14 protein-coding genes are annotated in these 14,779 nt (G+C 66.9%); 12 read left to right on the top strand and 2 right to left on the bottom strand.

Features of this window, described 5'->3' with window-relative positions; all coding sequences use genetic code 11:
* Positions 1-75: 75 nt before the first annotated feature.
* From VI08_RS18295 to VI08_RS18240, 12 genes are all read left to right on the top strand, one after another.
* Positions 76-639 (top strand): hypothetical protein, encoded by a 564-nt coding sequence (locus VI08_RS18295; RefSeq protein ID WP_052698053.1) that lies wholly within the window; start codon positions 76-78, stop codon positions 637-639.
* 232 nt (positions 640-871) lie between these two features.
* A complete protein-coding gene (locus VI08_RS18290) occupies positions 872-2,143 on the top strand; it encodes an efflux RND transporter periplasmic adaptor subunit (RefSeq protein WP_045831076.1) in 1,272 nt (423 codons plus the stop codon).
* 50 nt (positions 2,144-2,193) lie between these two features.
* A complete protein-coding gene (locus tag VI08_RS18285; RefSeq protein WP_045831075.1) occupies positions 2,194-2,910 on the top strand; it encodes an ABC transporter ATP-binding protein in 717 nt (238 codons plus the stop codon).
* 28 nt (positions 2,911-2,938) lie between these two features.
* Entirely contained in the window at positions 2,939-4,246 is a 1,308-nt protein-coding gene (locus VI08_RS18280) for an ABC transporter permease (protein WP_045831074.1), read from the top strand.
* 11 nt (positions 4,247-4,257) lie between these two features.
* Complete coding sequence (locus VI08_RS18275; protein ID WP_045831073.1) at positions 4,258-5,475, top strand: ABC transporter permease; 1,218 nt, start codon at positions 4,258-4,260, stop codon at positions 5,473-5,475.
* Between the two features lie 18 nt (positions 5,476-5,493).
* Positions 5,494-6,804 carry an ABC transporter permease gene (locus tag VI08_RS18270; protein ID WP_045831072.1) on the top strand — a complete coding sequence of 437 codons (1,311 nt, stop codon included), beginning with the start codon at positions 5,494-5,496 and terminating at the stop codon, positions 6,802-6,804.
* Positions 6,804-8,024 carry an ABC transporter permease gene (locus VI08_RS18265; RefSeq protein WP_045831071.1) on the top strand — a complete coding sequence of 407 codons (1,221 nt, stop codon included), beginning with the start codon at positions 6,804-6,806 and terminating at the stop codon, positions 8,022-8,024. The genes VI08_RS18270 and VI08_RS18265 overlap by 1 nt, the downstream gene beginning before the upstream one ends.
* A 95-nt stretch (positions 8,025-8,119) precedes the next feature.
* Positions 8,120-9,454, top strand: a complete 1,335-nt coding sequence (locus tag VI08_RS18260) for a sigma-54-dependent transcriptional regulator (protein ID WP_045831070.1) — start codon at positions 8,120-8,122, stop codon at positions 9,452-9,454.
* A 13-nt stretch (positions 9,455-9,467) separates the two neighbouring features.
* Complete coding sequence (locus VI08_RS18255; RefSeq protein ID WP_045831069.1) at positions 9,468-10,859, top strand: sensor histidine kinase; 1,392 nt, start codon at positions 9,468-9,470, stop codon at positions 10,857-10,859.
* Positions 10,860-10,910: 51 nt separating this feature from the next.
* Positions 10,911-11,876: an SPFH domain-containing protein gene (locus VI08_RS18250; RefSeq protein WP_045831068.1), complete on the top strand. Its 966-nt coding sequence runs from the start codon at positions 10,911-10,913 to the stop codon at positions 11,874-11,876.
* A gap of 17 nt (positions 11,877-11,893) precedes the next feature.
* Complete coding sequence (locus VI08_RS18245) at positions 11,894-12,337, top strand: NfeD family protein (protein ID WP_332308659.1); 444 nt, start codon at positions 11,894-11,896, stop codon at positions 12,335-12,337.
* Positions 12,330-13,619 (top strand): threonine/serine ThrE exporter family protein, encoded by a 1,290-nt coding sequence (locus VI08_RS18240; protein ID WP_232309592.1) that lies wholly within the window; start codon positions 12,330-12,332, stop codon positions 13,617-13,619. The genes VI08_RS18245 and VI08_RS18240 overlap by 8 nt, the downstream gene beginning before the upstream one ends.
* Before the next feature lie 71 nt (positions 13,620-13,690).
* On the opposite strand, the gene VI08_RS18235 is transcribed toward VI08_RS18240, so the two are convergent.
* On the bottom strand, positions 13,691-14,071 hold the full coding sequence (locus tag VI08_RS18235; protein ID WP_045831066.1) for a tautomerase family protein: 381 nt from the start codon (positions 14,069-14,071) through the stop codon (positions 13,691-13,693).
* A gap of 91 nt (positions 14,072-14,162) precedes the next feature.
* On the bottom strand, positions 14,163-14,486 hold the full coding sequence (locus tag VI08_RS18230) for an H-NS family nucleoid-associated regulatory protein (protein WP_045831065.1): 324 nt from the start codon (positions 14,484-14,486) through the stop codon (positions 14,163-14,165).
* Between the last annotated feature and the right edge of the window lie 293 nt (positions 14,487-14,779).

The raw sequence follows: 14,779 nt of genomic DNA, 5'->3' as shown, positions 1-14,779 counted from the left end.
GACGCCAAGCCACGCGGGCCTCCCCTCAGCCGCCAGCCAGGCATTTTTCCCAAGGCCGTCACCGGGAGACGCCCCATGTTTGGTTGGCTCGCATCCTTCGGCGTGCAGCAGCGCGCCCGCACCGGTTCCACCACCCGCTGGCTCGCGGTGCCACCGCGCACGCTGGTCGAGGGCCTCGGCCAGCTGGGCGGCGTGCTCTACCTCGCGCCACGGCCCACCCCTGGGGCCGCGACACCGCTGCCGCCGGCGGGCTGCCTGGTGGAGAACACCGAGCTTGCGCCGTTGCTTTGCACGCAGTACGTGGGCCTTACCTGCGCCATCACGGCCGAGGGCCCGCGCGAGTGGCTCGACTGCGTGGCGCAGGGCGGCGACACGCTGGCGCGCATCTACCTGTTGCCCGATACCGACTACCTGGCATGGGATGGCCTCTTCGCGGGCGCCACGCCCGTCGAGGCGCCCTCGCGCCGCGCGCCCGACCGCGAGTGGCTCCGCGCCAGCCGCGCGCGCGTGCTGAGCTTCCAGCGCCGCCGCCTCGTCGGTTTCGACGTGCTCGGCGCGCGCGAGGTGGCCATTTCCTCGCTGGGCCGTGGCGTGGCGCGCGATATCGCCGTCTCCGAATCCGTCGCCATGGCCAGCTGACCACATCCCACTGTGGGAGCGCGCTTGCGCGCGATGGCCCGCGGCACCGCCCATCGCGCGCAAGCGCGCTCCCACATCGAGACGGGAAAGTGGTCGCTGACAGTGTCCGGACACCTGTCCGCGGACACCGCCGAGGGGCTGGGCCAGGTTCATAACATACGGAAAAACAAGCGTTTCCACGGTTGGCACGCGGCTTGCTCAAGTCCTTGGCAAGTTCAACCGGGAAGCCACCATGATCCGTGACACCTCCGCCCAGGACCGCCTCGTCGCGGTCGCGCCCCACCGCCATCGCAAGCTGCTTATCGCCGGTGGCGCGCTGGCGGTGCTCGTGGCCATCGGCCTCGCCATCCCGAAGCTCTCCACGATGTTCTCGGCCGATTCGTCGGTCAGCGCATCCCGCCTCACCTTCGGCACGGTCACCCGTGGGCCGTTCGTCCGTGACATCGCCGCCGAGGGCAAGGTGGTCGCGGCCGTCAGCCCCACGCTTTACGCCCCGTACGGTGGCGCCGTGGTCTTGCAGGTGCACGCGGGCGACGTGGTGAAAAAAGGCCAGGTGCTCGCCGTGGTGACCAGCCCGGAGCTCACCAACAAGCTTGCGCAGGAGCAGTCCGCCGCCGATGCCATGCAGGTGGAGTACCTGCGCGCCCAGGTGGATGCGAAGAAGAAGCGCTCCGAGCTGCAGAAGGCCTACGACAACGCCACCGTTGACCAGACCGCCGCCGAGCGCGACCTCAAGCGCTACCAGGGCGCGTTCGACAAGGGCGCGGTGCCCGTGGCGGATGTCGACAAGGCCAAGTCGGCGCTCGACAAGGCCGCCATCACGCAGAAGCACGCGCAGAGCGACCTCAGCGTGGACAACGACAGCCTCACGTTCGACATCCAGTCGAAGAAGCTGGCGCACGACCGCCAGGAGCTCCTGGTGAAGGACCTGCAGCGCCAGGTCGACGACCTCAACGTGAAAAGCCCGGTGGATGGCCAGGTGGGCCAGCTCTTCATCGCCGAGCGCGCTACCGTGGCCAAGGACGCCCAGCTGGTCAGCGTCATCGACCTCACCGCCCTCGAGGTGGAGATGAAGGTGCCCGAAAGCTTCGCACGCGACCTCGCCATCGGCATGCCGGGCGAGATCACCGGCAACGGCAAGGAGTGGAAGGGGAAGGTCAGCGCCATCTCGCCCGAGGTGGTGAACGGCGAAGTGGCCGCCCGCCTGCGCTTCGACGGCCAGTCGCCGCAGCAGTTGCGCCAGAGCCAGCGCCTTTCCGTCCGCATCCTCCTCGATAGCCGCGAGAACGTGCTCACCGTGCAGCGTGGCTCGTTCGTCGACGAAAGCGCCGGCCGCTACGCCTACGTCGTCAACGACGGCATGGCCGACCGCCGCGACATCCGCGTCGGTGCCAGCAGCATCGACAAGGTCGAAATCCTGGACGGCCTGAAAGAGGGCGACAAGATCGTCATCTCCGGCGCCGACACCTTCGGCGACGCCAAGCATGTAGCCATTGCACGGTAAGCGTGAAGCCCCCTGAATCCTCGACGTACGAACCACTGGAGCAAACCCTCATGCTGAAAATGACTCACCTCGCCAAGGTCTACCGCACGGAAGTCGTCGAGACCTACGCGCTGCGCGACTTCAACATCGACGTGAAGGAGGGCGAGTTCGTCGCCGTCACCGGGCCGTCGGGTTCGGGCAAGACCACCTTCCTCACCATCGCCGGCCTGCTCGAGACCTTCACCGGTGGCGAGTACCACCTCGACGGCATCGAGGTGAGCCAGCTCAACGACAACGCCCGCTCGAAGATCCGCAACGAGAAGATCGGCTTCATCTTCCAGGCGTTCAACCTCATCCCCGACCTCAACGTGTTCGATAACGTGGAAGTGCCGCTGCGCTACCGTGGCATGAAGGCGCCGGAGCGCAAGCAGCGCATCATGGATGCCCTCGAGCGCGTCGGCCTGGCCGCCCGTGCCCGTCACTACCCGGCGGAACTGTCGGGCGGCCAGCAGCAGCGCGTCGCCATCGCCCGCGCGCTGGCCGGCTCGCCCCGCCTGCTCCTGGCCGACGAACCCACCGGTAACCTCGACACGCAGATGGCCCGCGGCGTGATGGAGCTGCTGGAGGAGATCCACCGCGAAGGCGCCACCATCGTCATGGTCACGCACGATCCCGAACTGGCCGCGCGCGCGCAGCGCAACGTCCACGTGATCGACGGCCAGGTGGTTGACCTGTCCGAAGAGCCGCGCTTCCACGCGCACAACCACGCCCAGACCGCTCGTTCCTGATCCTGGCCCCGCGCCGAAGGTGGCACCCATGTTCGCCTACTACCTCCAGCTCGGCCTGCGCAGCCTGCGCAAGAACCCGGTGCTCACCGCCCTCATGGTGATGGCCATCGGGTTCGGCGTGGCCGCGTCGATGACCACCTATTCGGTGTACCGCGCCACCTCGCGTGACCCGATCCCGCAGAAATCGAGCGTGCTCTACAACACGCAGGTGGATGCGTTCGGCCCGGAAAACATCGAGAACGGCGAGCCCGCCGATGCCCTCACCTACATCGACGTCACGGCGATACTGCGTGCCCACAAGGCGCCGCGGCAGGCCGCCGTGTACCCGGTGAGCGTCTCGGTCATCCCCGATGACGCCGGCCGCCTGCCCATGCGCGAGGGCGCCTACGCCAACAGCTCGGACATGTTCGCTATGTTCGACATGCCCTTCATCCAGGGCCACGCGTGGACCCGCGACGACGACGAGAAGCATGCCAGCGTGGCGGTCATCACCAAGGACCTCAACGACAAGCTGTTCAACGGCGGTAACAGCGTGGGCAAGCAGGTGAACCTCGACGGCCGCCTGTTCCGCATCGTGGGCGTCATGGCCAACTGGTCGCCACAGCCGCTGTTCTTCGACGTGCCCAACACGGGCGGCTTCGACGAGGGCGCCGCGGTGTATATCCCGTTCACCCGCGCCATCGACCTGCAATTGCCCACCAACGGAAACAACAACTGCGTGAAGGAGCCGGAGGCCGGCTGGGATGGCTACCTGCACTCGGAATGCGTGTGGATCGCGTTGTGGACCGAGATGCACTCGGCCGCCGAAGTAGCCACCTACCGCAACTACCTCAATGGTTACGCCGCCGAACAGCAGCGTGCCGGCCGCTGGAACTGGGCGCCCAACGTGAAGGTGCGCGATGTCATGGAGTGGCTCGACGCGAAGAAGGTGGTGCCGAAGGAATCCACCATTTCCCTCGTCGTGTCGCTCGGCTTCCTGGTCATCTGCCTGGTCAACACCGTGGGCCTGCTGCTGGCGAAGTTCATGCGCCGCGCCCCCGAGATCGGCGTGCGCCGCGCCCTGGGTGCGTCACGCAGCGATATCTACGCGCAGTTCCTCATCGAGGCCGGGGCGGTGGGTATCGCCGGTGGCGTGCTCGGGCTGGTGCTGACGGGCCTGGGCACGCTCGGTACCACGCTGGTGTTCCCCGAGGACATCGCGCGGCTGGCCACGCTCGACCCGGTGCTCATCCTCCTGACCCTGCTGACGGCCATCGTGGCGTCGGTGGTGGCCGCGTTCTATCCCACGTGGCGCGCCGCACAGGTGCAGCCGGCGTGGCAGCTGAAATCCAATTAAGGCGCATGGGCATGAACCTCCAGATCAAACCCATCCTGACCGCGCTGCGCCGGCACAAGTCGGGCACCATCCTGATCGCGCTGCAGATCGCGCTCACGCTGGCCATCGTGTGCAACGCGCTGTTCATCGTCCACCAGCGCGTCGAGCGGGTGCACCGCCCGACTGGCCTGGATGAAACCAACCTCATCACGGTGCAGAACCGCTACGTCGGCAAGCCCGATACCTTCATCCCGCTGATGAAGACCGACGTGGCCACGCTGCGGAACATCCCCGGCGTGGAGTCGGCGTATGTCACCAACGCGTTCCCGCTGCGCCGCGGGGGCTGGTCGACCGGTATCCAGACCGAGCCGGACAAGACCAAGGACAGCCTGCCCAGCGCGCTGTACTTCGTCGACGAGCAGGCGCTTGCCACCCTTGGCGTGAAGCTGCTCGCCGGGCGTAACTTCAACCCGTCCGAGGTCGTGACCGTGGGCCCGCAAACCACCCCGGCGCCGGCCCAGGTGATCATCACCAAGGCGATCGCCGACAAGCTGTTCCCGAAGGGCGATGCGCTGGGCAAAACCCTGTACTACGCGAAGGGCAAGCCATCCACGGTCATCGGCATCGTCGCGAAGCTGACCGTGCCCTGGATCGACTTCGACCACATGGATAACGTCACCCTGATGCCCGTGCGCTTCGACAGCGGTTACCAGCAGTTCCTGGTGCGGACGAAGCCCGGCCAGCAGGATAACGTGTTCAAGGCCATCCCCAAGGCGCTCTACGCCAGCAACCGCATGCGCGTGCTCCCCGAGAAAACCGGCATCCGCACATTCGAGACGATCCGCGCCGCCGCCTATGAGGCCGACCGCGGCATGGCCATCCTCATGACGGTGGTGTGCGCGGTGCTGCTCACCATCACGGCCGCCGGCATCGTGGGCCTGTCGAGCTTCTGGGTGGGGCAGCGCCGCAAGCAGATCGGCGTCCGCCGCGCCCTGGGCGCCCGGCGCAGCGATATCCTTGGCTATTTCCTCACCGAAAACTTCCTCATCGCGCTGGGCGGCGTCATCGTGGGCACGATGCTCGCGCTGGGGCTCAGCCAGTGGATGCTGAAGTACTTCGAGATGCCCCGCGTGTCGTTCACCTACGTGGCGGTGGGTGTCTTGCTACTGTTGGTGCTCGGGCAACTGGCGGTGTTCGCGCCGGCCCTGCGTGCCTCGAAGGTCTCGCCGGTGGAAGCGACGCGCGCCTGATCCGCAAGAGGAGTGGTGATGTTCGGTTATTACCTTGAGCTGGCCCTGCGTAGCCTGAAGCGAAGCAAAGCCCTCACGGCGCTCATGGTGCTGGCGGTGGCCATGGGCATCGGCGCGTGCATGACGACGCTGACGGTGCTTTACGTCGTCTCGGGCGACCCGATTCCGGCGCAGAGCAGCCGGCTGTTCTATCCGCAGCTGGAACCGCGCGACGAGGACAACGGCTTCTACGACCGGGGCGAGCCACCCCTGCAGCTGTCGTGGCGTGATGCCATGGCGCTGGCGAACGCGAAGCGTGCCGACCGCCAGGCGGTGATGACCGGCGGCATGGGCCCGGTGCAGCCTGCCAACAGCGCGCAGGATCCGTTCTTCGTCCACGCCCGCTACACCATGGCCGATTTTTTCCCGATGTTCGACGTGCCGGTGAAGTACGGCCACGCGTGGTCGGCCGCGGAGGACCAAAGCCGCGAGCGGATCGCGGTCATCAGCGCCACGCTCAACGACAAGCTGTTCCACGGCGAGGACAGCACCGGCCGCACGGTGCGCTATAACGGCGCCGACCTGCGCATCGTCGGCGTGCTCGATCCGTGGCGCCCGCACCCGCATTTCTACGACCTCAATTACGACAGCTATGCCGAGAGCGAAGACATCTATATCCCGCTCGGCACCGCCCGTGACATCCGCGGCCAACGCGCCGGTTCCCGTGACTGCTGGGGGAAGGGTGGCAAGGTGGAGGAGGATTCGCTCGAAACCGCCAACTGTACGTGGGTGCAGCTGTGGGTCGAGATCGACGACCCGGTGAAGGTCGCCGGTTACAAGGCGTTCCTCACCCATTATTCCGATGAGCAGCGGGCGACGGGCCAGTTCCGCTTGCCCACCAACGTGCGCCTGCGCAACGTCAACGAATGGCTCGACTTCAACCAGGTGGTGCCCAAGGACGTGCATATCCAGGTATGGCTGGCGCTTGGCTTCTTCGTGGTCTGCCTTGTCAACACCGTGGGGCTGATGCTGGCGAAGTTCATGCGCCGCTCGGCCGAGGTCGGCGTGCGCCGCGCGCTGGGTGCGTCGCGCGGCGCCGTTTTCGCCCAGCTGGTGACCGAGGCCGGCATTGTCGGCGTGGCCGGTGGCCTGGGCGGCGTGGTGCTGGCGTTGTTCGGGTTGTGGATGGTGCGCAAGCAACCCGATGCGTACGCGTCACTGGCCCACCTCGACCTCACCATGCTCGCCGCGACCATCGCCATGGCCATCGTGGCCACGGTGGTGGCAGGCCTGCTCCCGGCCTGGCGCGCCTGCCAGGTGACCCCCGCCCTCCAGCTGAAGACACAGTGATGCTCGATATCCGCCCCATCCTGTCGACACTGCACCGGCACAAGGTCACGGCAGTGCTCCTCGTGCTCGAGATCGCGCTGACGTGCGCCATTGTCTGCAACGCCATTTTCCTCGTCCGCCAGCGCCTGGACTGGATGGATATCAGCTCGGGCATCGACGAGGCCAACGTGGTGGCCGTCCGCCCGGTGAACGTCAAGCCCACGCCGGACATGCACGGCCGCGTGCAGGAGACCCTGGCGGCCCTGCGCGACATCCCCGGCGTGGAGCAGGCGACGCTCACCAACCAGTTGCCGCTGGGCGGTGAGTCGTGGAACTCCGGCCTCAAGCTCGACCGCGACGTGGCGCAACCCGCCATGCACGTCACGAATTACTACGGCGACGACCTCATCAAGACGCTGGGTGCCCGGATCGTGGAGGGCCGTGACTTCAACCCCGGTGAGTACGCGTGGCTGGATGACATCACGAGCGGGCGCCCCGACGTGGTGAAGCCACACGTCGCCATCGTCACCCAGTTCGTGGCCGACAGGCTGTTCCATGGCAAGGCACTGGGGAAGACGTTCTACTACGACGACATCCCCATGCGCATCGTCGGCGTCATAAGCAACCTGGCACGGCCGTACGCATTCGATCGAACCACGATGTACGGCACCATCCTGCTCCCGGTGCACATGACCGAAGGGCTCGGCGCCTACTACGTGCTGCGCGCGAAGCCGGGGCAATCCGATGCCGTGCTCAAGGCCGCCGCCACGCGCCTGGGGTCGCTGGACCCTAACCGCATCGTCATGACGAAGACGCACTTCAGCGAGGTGCGCGACACCTTCTTCGCCAGCGACCGCGCCATGGCCCGCCTGCTCGTGGGCGTGTGCATCGCGCTGCTTGTCATCACCGCGCTTGGCATCGTCGGCCTCGGTAGCTTCTGGGTGGCGCAGCGCCGCCGCCAGATTGGCGTGCGCCGTGCCCTGGGTGCGACGCGTGGCGACGTGGTGCGCTATTTCCAGACAGAGAACTTCCTCCTGGCCACGATGGGCATTGCGCTGGGCATGGTGCTCGCCTATGCCATCAACATCGTGCTGATGGTGAACTACGAATTACCCCGGTTGCCGGTGGTTTACCTTCCGGTGGGTGCGGTCGCCCTTTGGCTGCTGGGCCAGGTCGCGGTGTACGCGCCGGCACGCCGCGCCTCGCACGTGCCGCCGGTCGAGGCCACGCGTGGGAACTGAGCCGCGGTTCCCCCGTGGAGGCCACCCGTGGCTAGAATGTGGGTTGCAACCTTTTTGGGGTGGGCTGCATCCATGACGACATGCCAAGGGACAAGATGCGCTGCGTACTGATCATCGATGACAACCCCGCCGTGGGCGAGGCGCTTTCGCTTGCGCTCAGCCTGCGTGATATCCGGCCGCTCGTGGCGTATACGCCCGACGAGGGCCTGGCCACGCTGGCGCGCGAGCGCGTGGACGTGGTCATCCAGGACATGAACTTCACCGCCGACACCACGTCGGGCGAGGAGGGCGCCGAGCTGTTCCGTGCCATCCGCGCACGCCACACCGACCTGCCGGTGATCCTGCTCACGGCCTGGACGCACCTCGAGGCCGCGGTGGAACTGGTAAAGGCCGGCGCGGCCGATTACCTCGGCAAGCCGTGGGACGACACCAAGCTGCTTGCCACGGTCGAGAACCTGCTCGAGCTGTCGGAGACCACGCGCGAGGTCACCCGCACCCGCAATGAACGCCGCCGCCGCCGCGAGGCCCTCGAGAGCAAGTACGACCTCGACGGCCTGGTGTTCTCGTCCGAGGCCATGAGCCGCACCGTGGAGCTGGCCTGCCAGGTCGCCCGGTCCGACGTGCCCGTGCTCATCACCGGCCCCAACGGCGCCGGCAAGGAACGCATCGCGGCCATTGTCCACGCCAATTCGCCCGTGCGCCGTGGCCCGTTCATCGCCGTGAACTGCGGCGCCCTGCCGGGCGAGCTGATCGAGGCCGAACTGTTCGGCGCCGATGCCGGTGCCTATACCGGCGCCAACAAGGCGCGCGAGGGCCGCTTCGAGATGGCCGACGGCGGCACGCTGTTCCTCGACGAGATCGGCAACCTGCCGCTGCCAGGGCAGATGAAGCTGCTGCGCGTGCTCGAGACCGGCCAGTTCGAGCGGCTGGGCTCGGGGCGTACGCGGCAGGTGAAGGTCCGCGTCATCAGCGCCACCAACGCCGACCTGAAGGCGATGATCACCGCCGGCACGTTCCGCGAGGATATCTACTACCGCCTCAACGTCATCGAGGTGAACCTGCCGCCGCTGTCCGAGCGCAGCGACGATATCCTGCCGCTGGCGGAGTTTTTCCTCGATGGGCAGGCCGAGCTCAGCGAGGACGCCCGCGAGGCCCTGCAACTGCACGCATGGCCAGGCAACGTGCGCGAGCTCAAGAACGCCATGGCCCGTGCGGCGCTGCTGGCGGGTGGCGGCCGCATCGAGCCCCCGCACCTGAACCTGCCCACGCCGGTGGCGGCGGCCACGCGCAACCTCGACGAGCCCAGCCGCGAGTCGGTCGAGGCGGCGCTGGCCTCGGCCGGCGGCGTCATCAGCCGCGCGGCGAGCAGCCTTGGCCTGTCTCGCCAGGCGCTCTACCGGCGCATGGAGCGCTACGGGCTGGCGGTCTGATACCGTCGCGACCATGAAGCGTTTCTCGCTCGAAGGTCGCATGGCCCTCGTGGTCGCCGCATCGGCGGTCATCGGGGCGCTCGTCTTCGCGGGCGTGGCCATCTGGCCGTTCCCGCAGGCGGTGGCGTGGCTCGACGAACTGGCGAAGCACCCCGGCCAGCCCGTGGTGCCTGGCCCGCCCCAGGCGGTCGATACGCGCACGGCGCTGACCATATGCGTGCTGGTGCTGGTACCGCTTTCCGCATGGATCGCGCATATCCTCGTCGAGCCCATCCGCCGGCTGCTGCGCGCGCTCGAAAGTGCCGTCGCCAGCTACCGCGATGGCGACTACAGCATGTCGATCGGCACCGACCGCACCGACGAGCTCGGCGACCTCATCCGCATGCACAACCAACTGGGTACCATCCTTCGCGAGCAGCGGCAGAACCTGGCCCAGCGCGAGCTGCTGCTCGATACGGTGGTGCAGAACACGCCCGTGGCGCTGGTGCTTACCGATGCCGCCGGCAAGGTCACCTACGCGAACATCGCGGCGCGCCACCTGTTCAACGAGGGCCGCGCGCTCGCCGGCCTCGACTTCTCGGCGGTGCTCGAGGCGATGCCGGAGAACCTGCGCGCGGCCGCCGCCGCGGGCGAGGACGCGCTGTTCACCGTGGAGATGGAGGGCAGCGAGGAAACGTTCCACCTTTCCCAGCGCGGGTTCCGCCTGCAGGGCCGGCCGCACCGGTTGCAGTTGTACCGCCGCATGACCCGCGAGCTTTCGCGCCAGGAAGTGCACACCTGGAAACGGGTCATCCGGGTCATCAGCCACGAGCTCAACAATTCGCTGGCGCCCATCTCGTCGCTGTCGCACTCGGGCGCCGAACTGGCCCGGCGCGGCGACCTGGCCCGGTTGCCGGGCGTGTTCGCCTCCATCGGCGACCGGGCCAAGCACCTGCATGGCTTCATCGCGGGCTACGCCAGCTTCGCCAAACTGCCGGCGCCGCAGCCGCGCGAAATCGCATGGGAGCCCTTCCTCGAGGCCCTGTCGCTGCATTGCTGCTTCAAGCTGACCAGCGAGCTGCCTAGGCAGCCCGGCTGGTTCGATCCCACGCAGATCGAGCAGGTGCTCATCAACCTGGTCAAGAACGCACATGAGGCGGGCGGCGACGAGGATGAGGTGACCCTGGGCGTGCATGTCGTGGGCCGTGACTGCCTCATCGATGTTTCCGACCGCGGCCCGGGCATGAGCGAGACCGTGCTGGCGCAGGCCCTGCTGCCGTTCTACTCGACCAAGCGCTCGGGCACGGGGCTGGGCCTGGCCCTGGCGCGCGAAATTTCGGAAGCCCATGGTGGCCGCATCGCCCTGTCCAACCGCGACGGGGGCGGCCTGCGCGTGACCCTGGTGCTGCCCATCGGCCCGCATTGAACCGCTTCGCCTATACTCCGGGCTAATCAACGCCGAAGGGAGTAAGGCACCATGGGTAGCATCGTCGCGCTTGTCGTGGTGGTGGTCGCGGTCACCGTCCTCGCCAAGCTGATCCGCATCGTGCCGCAGGGCTACGAGTGGACGGTGGAAATGTTTGGCAAATACACGGGCACGCTCACGCCGGGCCTGCATTTCCTCATCCCGTTCGTTTACAACGTCGGGCGCAAGATGAACATGATGGAACAGGTGCTCGATGTCCCGTCGCAGGATGTCATCACCAAGGACAACGCCGTGGTGCGTGTCGACGGCGTGGTGTTCTACCAGGTGCTGGACGCCGCCAAGGCCGCCTACGAGGTCGCCAACCTCGAGGCCGCGGCGCTGGCCCTCATCATGACCAACATCCGTACCGTGCTGGGTTCCATGGACCTGGACGAAAGCCTGAGCCAGCGCGACGCCATCAACGCCAAGCTGCTCACGGTGGTCGATGAAGCCACGCACCCGTGGGGCGTCAAGGTCACGCGCATCGAAATCAAGGATATCTCGCCCCCGCGCGACCTGGTCGACGCCATGGCTCGCCAGATGAAGGCCGAGCGCGAGAAACGCGCCAACATCCTCGACGCCGAGGGTTTCCGCCAGGCGGCCATCCTCAAGGCCGACGGCGAGAAGCAGTCGGCCATCCTCGAAGCCGAGGGCAAGAAGGAGGCCGCGTTCCGCGAGGCCGAGGCCCGCGAACGCCTGGCCGAGGCCGAGGCCAAGGCCACCACCATGGTTTCGCAGGCCATCGCCGGCGGCGATGTCAACGCGCTGAACTATTTCGTGGCCACCAAGTACGTCGATTCACTGGTGGAAATGGCCAAGAGCCCGAACCAGAAGACGCTGCTGCTGCCCATGGAATCGGTCGGCATCCTGGGCTCCCTCGCGGGCATCGCCGAGCTGGCGAAGGATTCCTTCGCCGCCCAGCGCACGCCCGTGCAGGCGGCGCCACAGCCGCCGCGCACGCCGCCGCTGCCGCGTTGAGCCCACCCATGGGAGGCATGGCCATGCACTACATCTGGTGGATCGTCGCGCTGCTGCTCATCGGTGGCGAAGTGGTGATGCCGGGCTACTTCATGCTGTGGATCGGCATCGCCGCCGCGGCCATGGGCATCACGCTGCTGGCGGTGCCCGGCATGGCGCCGCTGGCCCAGGCGGTGCTGTTCGCGGTGTTCACGTTCGTCTCGTGCTTCGTGTACTGGAAGTACGTGCGCCCGCGCATCGCACGCATCCCCTCGGGCAACGAGCGCCTCAACCGCCGCGGCGAGCAGCTCATCGGCCAGCGCCTCACGCTGTGCGATGCCATCGTCAACGGCCGCGGCAAGGCGCGCGTGGGCGACGGCATGTGGCTGGTGAACGGGCCCGACCTGCCGGTGGGCGCCACGGTGGAGGTCACCGGCATCGAAGGCACCACACTGCGCGTCAAGGCGGCCGACGTTGGCTGAGGCGGTGCCCTTGCCCGTGGCGGTGCCGGTCAGCTTCGCCACCACGGCGATCAACACCCGCATCGCGTTCCTCACCGAGCTGGCGCGGCGCCTGCACCAGTACGGCACCACGGCGCCTCGCCTCGAGACGGCCATCGCCAAGTCGGCGCAGCGCCTGGGCCTCGCCGCCGAGGTGTGGTCCAGCCCCACGGCCATCATCGTCTCCTTCGCCGACCTGGGGCAGGGCGAGGACGGCGTAGCGCAGGTCACCCAGGTGATGCGCCTGCCCCCGGGCGACGTGAACCTCGCCCGGCTGGTGGAGGCCGACCGCATCGCCGATGCCGTCATCGACGGCCAGATGGAGCTGCGCGAAGGCTTCCACCTGCTGCGCAAGCTCGGCGCGCCGGAATCCTTCCGCGCCGAGCTCGGCGTCATCGCCAGCTATGGCCTGTGCGCTGCCAGCGTCGTGGCGCTGCTGCTGCACAGCGCGTGGCCCGACCTCATCACCGCGGGCGTCATCGGCGTCGTCATCGGTAGCATCACGGTGGCGTCGGGCAGCCGCCCCCGCCTGGCGGCTGCCAGCGAAGCCATCAGCGCCATGGTGGCCACCCTCATCGCCACCGTGGTCGCGGCCTATATCGTGCCGCTCGCGCTCAAGTCGGTGATCCTCGGCAGCCTCATCGTGCTGTTGCCCGGCATGGCGCTCACGACAGCCGTGCGCGAAATTTCCAGCCAGCACCTGGTCGCGGGCGTTGCCCGCATGGGCGGGGCGGTAGCCACGCTGCTCAAGCTTACCTTCGGCACCGTCGCCGCCACCCAGCTGTGCGAGGCACTGGGCATCGTGCCGCACGACTACGCGCTGCCGCCGTTGCCCTCGTGGGCCGACTGGCCGTTCCTCCTGCTGGGCGCGTTCTCGTTCGCCATCCTGTTCCGCGCGGCCTACCGCGACTGGCTGGTGGTCATGGGTGCCGTCGTGCTGGGCTACCTTGCCACGCGGTGGGGTGGGCAGGTCTCAGGCTCCATCCCGGGCGCGCCGTTCGGCGTGTTCATCGGTGGCGTGCTGCTTGGCTCGCTCAGCAACGTCTACGCGCGCTACGCGCAACAGCCAGGCGCCGTGGTGCGCGAGCCCGGCATCATCCTGCTGGTGCCGGGCTCGGTCAGCTTCCGCAGCGTGTCGTACCTGCTCGACCGCGATACCTCGCTGGGCATGGATACAGGCCTGCTGGGCGTCACGCTGCTGGTTTCGCTAGTGGCAGGCCTGCTCTTCGGCGACCTCATCGTGGCCCCGCGTCGCTCGCTTTGAATGCCAAATGGTGCTGGCGGCCACGTGGGGCGTGGGGCCATCATGTGGAAGCGCGCTTGCGCGCGATACCTTCACGTTGCGTAAGGCATCTCCCCATTCCCGAACGACCAGTTCTCCTTCTTCACCTCGACCAGGTTGATCAGCACATCGCCGGGCTTCACCCCCGGCGAACGCGCCATGTTTTCCACGATGTGCTTGAACAGCGCCTTCTTCTGCTCAAGCGTGCGCGTGTCGTTGAACGTGATCTGCACGAAGACCACATCGTCGGTGCGGTGGATGCCAAGGTAATCCGGGTCGTACACGAGGCCCGCCGCGTCGTGTTCGGCGATGACCTGGAAACGATCGTCCTGCGGTGCGCCAATGGCGACGAGGGCGTCGTGCACCGCATGGCCCAGGGCGGTGCGGTAAGCGGCGTCTTTACCCTTGCGGATGTCAATGCGAACGAGGGGCATATCAGTGCCTTTGGGGTGGAATACCCGGCATCATACGCCCGAAAAAAAGCCCCGCGTTGGCGGGGCTTTATTAGTAAACCGGCCGCCTGGATCAGGCCAGCATATCCTTCTCGCTTGTACCTGCCTTTAGCGCATCGTTAAACCAGCGGGGGCGCTTGCCGCGACCCGACCAGACCTGTTCCGGGTCGGCGGGATTGCGGTATTTGGCGGCCACCGTGGTGCCGGCACGCTTGGACTTTGGGGCTCGCTGGCCGAACACGTCGTCGAACGTGAGGCCTTCTTCCTTGATCATGGCATTGATCTTGTCGCGCAGCCGCGTGACTTTTTCTTTCTGGAGCTCGCCCTGGCGGCTCTGCGCCTTGGCGATCAGCTCGGTGAGCTGGGAATGGTTGAGGTTTTTGATATCGACGGCCATGGTAAATCTCCCGATGGGTGCTTATCGACGCATTTGGCTAATGCGTGATTGCGGGGCATTGTGGACCAGTTAATCGCGCATTGGGAAGGCGTTTTATTATCTTTTTCCAAATATCAGAAAAACCCTACACGATGTCGGGGTAATCCCCTTCATTATTTATGAGGATTTTCCTAGAGGATGGCTTCTCCTCGGCCTTGCGGCCTTGGTTGCGCCCTTGTGTTGGCCATGGGACGACAGGCGTGTGCCTTTGGTATCGGTTCATTCGCGTTCGCGAATGCATGCTTCTAGCGGCT

This window comes from Luteibacter yeojuensis (assembly GCF_000964085.1).
In the GTDB taxonomy this organism is placed as follows: Bacteria; Pseudomonadota; Gammaproteobacteria; order Xanthomonadales; family Rhodanobacteraceae; genus Luteibacter; species Luteibacter yeojuensis_A.
The sequence above is the reverse complement of the archived record's forward strand: the minus strand, read 5'-3'. Positions and strand labels throughout refer to the sequence as shown.

Bases quoted from the DNA above. Each gene is read 5' to 3' on its own strand.
- VI08_RS18285 (WP_045831075.1), top strand. From the start codon at position 2,194: ATGCTGAAAATGACTCACCTCGCCAAGGTCTACCGCACGGAAGTCGTC.
- VI08_RS18245 (WP_332308659.1), top strand. From the start codon at position 11,894: ATGGCCATGCACTACATCTGGTGGATCGTCGCGCTGCTGCTCATCGGT.
- VI08_RS18265 (WP_045831071.1), top strand. From the start codon at position 6,804: ATGCTCGATATCCGCCCCATCCTGTCGACACTGCACCGGCACAAGGTC.
- VI08_RS18255 (WP_045831069.1), top strand. From the start codon at position 9,468: ATGAAGCGTTTCTCGCTCGAAGGTCGCATGGCCCTCGTGGTCGCCGCA.
- VI08_RS18270 (WP_045831072.1), top strand. From the start codon at position 5,494: ATGTTCGGTTATTACCTTGAGCTGGCCCTGCGTAGCCTGAAGCGAAGC.
- VI08_RS18235 (WP_045831066.1), bottom strand. From the start codon at position 14,071: ATGCCCCTCGTTCGCATTGACATCCGCAAGGGTAAAGACGCCGCTTAC.
- VI08_RS18230 (WP_045831065.1), bottom strand. From the start codon at position 14,486: ATGGCCGTCGATATCAAAAACCTCAACCATTCCCAGCTCACCGAGCTG.
- VI08_RS18250 (WP_045831068.1), top strand. From the start codon at position 10,911: ATGGGTAGCATCGTCGCGCTTGTCGTGGTGGTGGTCGCGGTCACCGTC.
- VI08_RS18260 (WP_045831070.1), top strand. From the start codon at position 8,120: ATGCGCTGCGTACTGATCATCGATGACAACCCCGCCGTGGGCGAGGCG.
- VI08_RS18295 (WP_052698053.1), top strand. From the start codon at position 76: ATGTTTGGTTGGCTCGCATCCTTCGGCGTGCAGCAGCGCGCCCGCACC.
- VI08_RS18280 (WP_045831074.1), top strand. From the start codon at position 2,939: ATGTTCGCCTACTACCTCCAGCTCGGCCTGCGCAGCCTGCGCAAGAAC.
- VI08_RS18290 (WP_045831076.1), top strand. From the start codon at position 872: ATGATCCGTGACACCTCCGCCCAGGACCGCCTCGTCGCGGTCGCGCCC.
- VI08_RS18275 (WP_045831073.1), top strand. From the start codon at position 4,258: ATGAACCTCCAGATCAAACCCATCCTGACCGCGCTGCGCCGGCACAAG.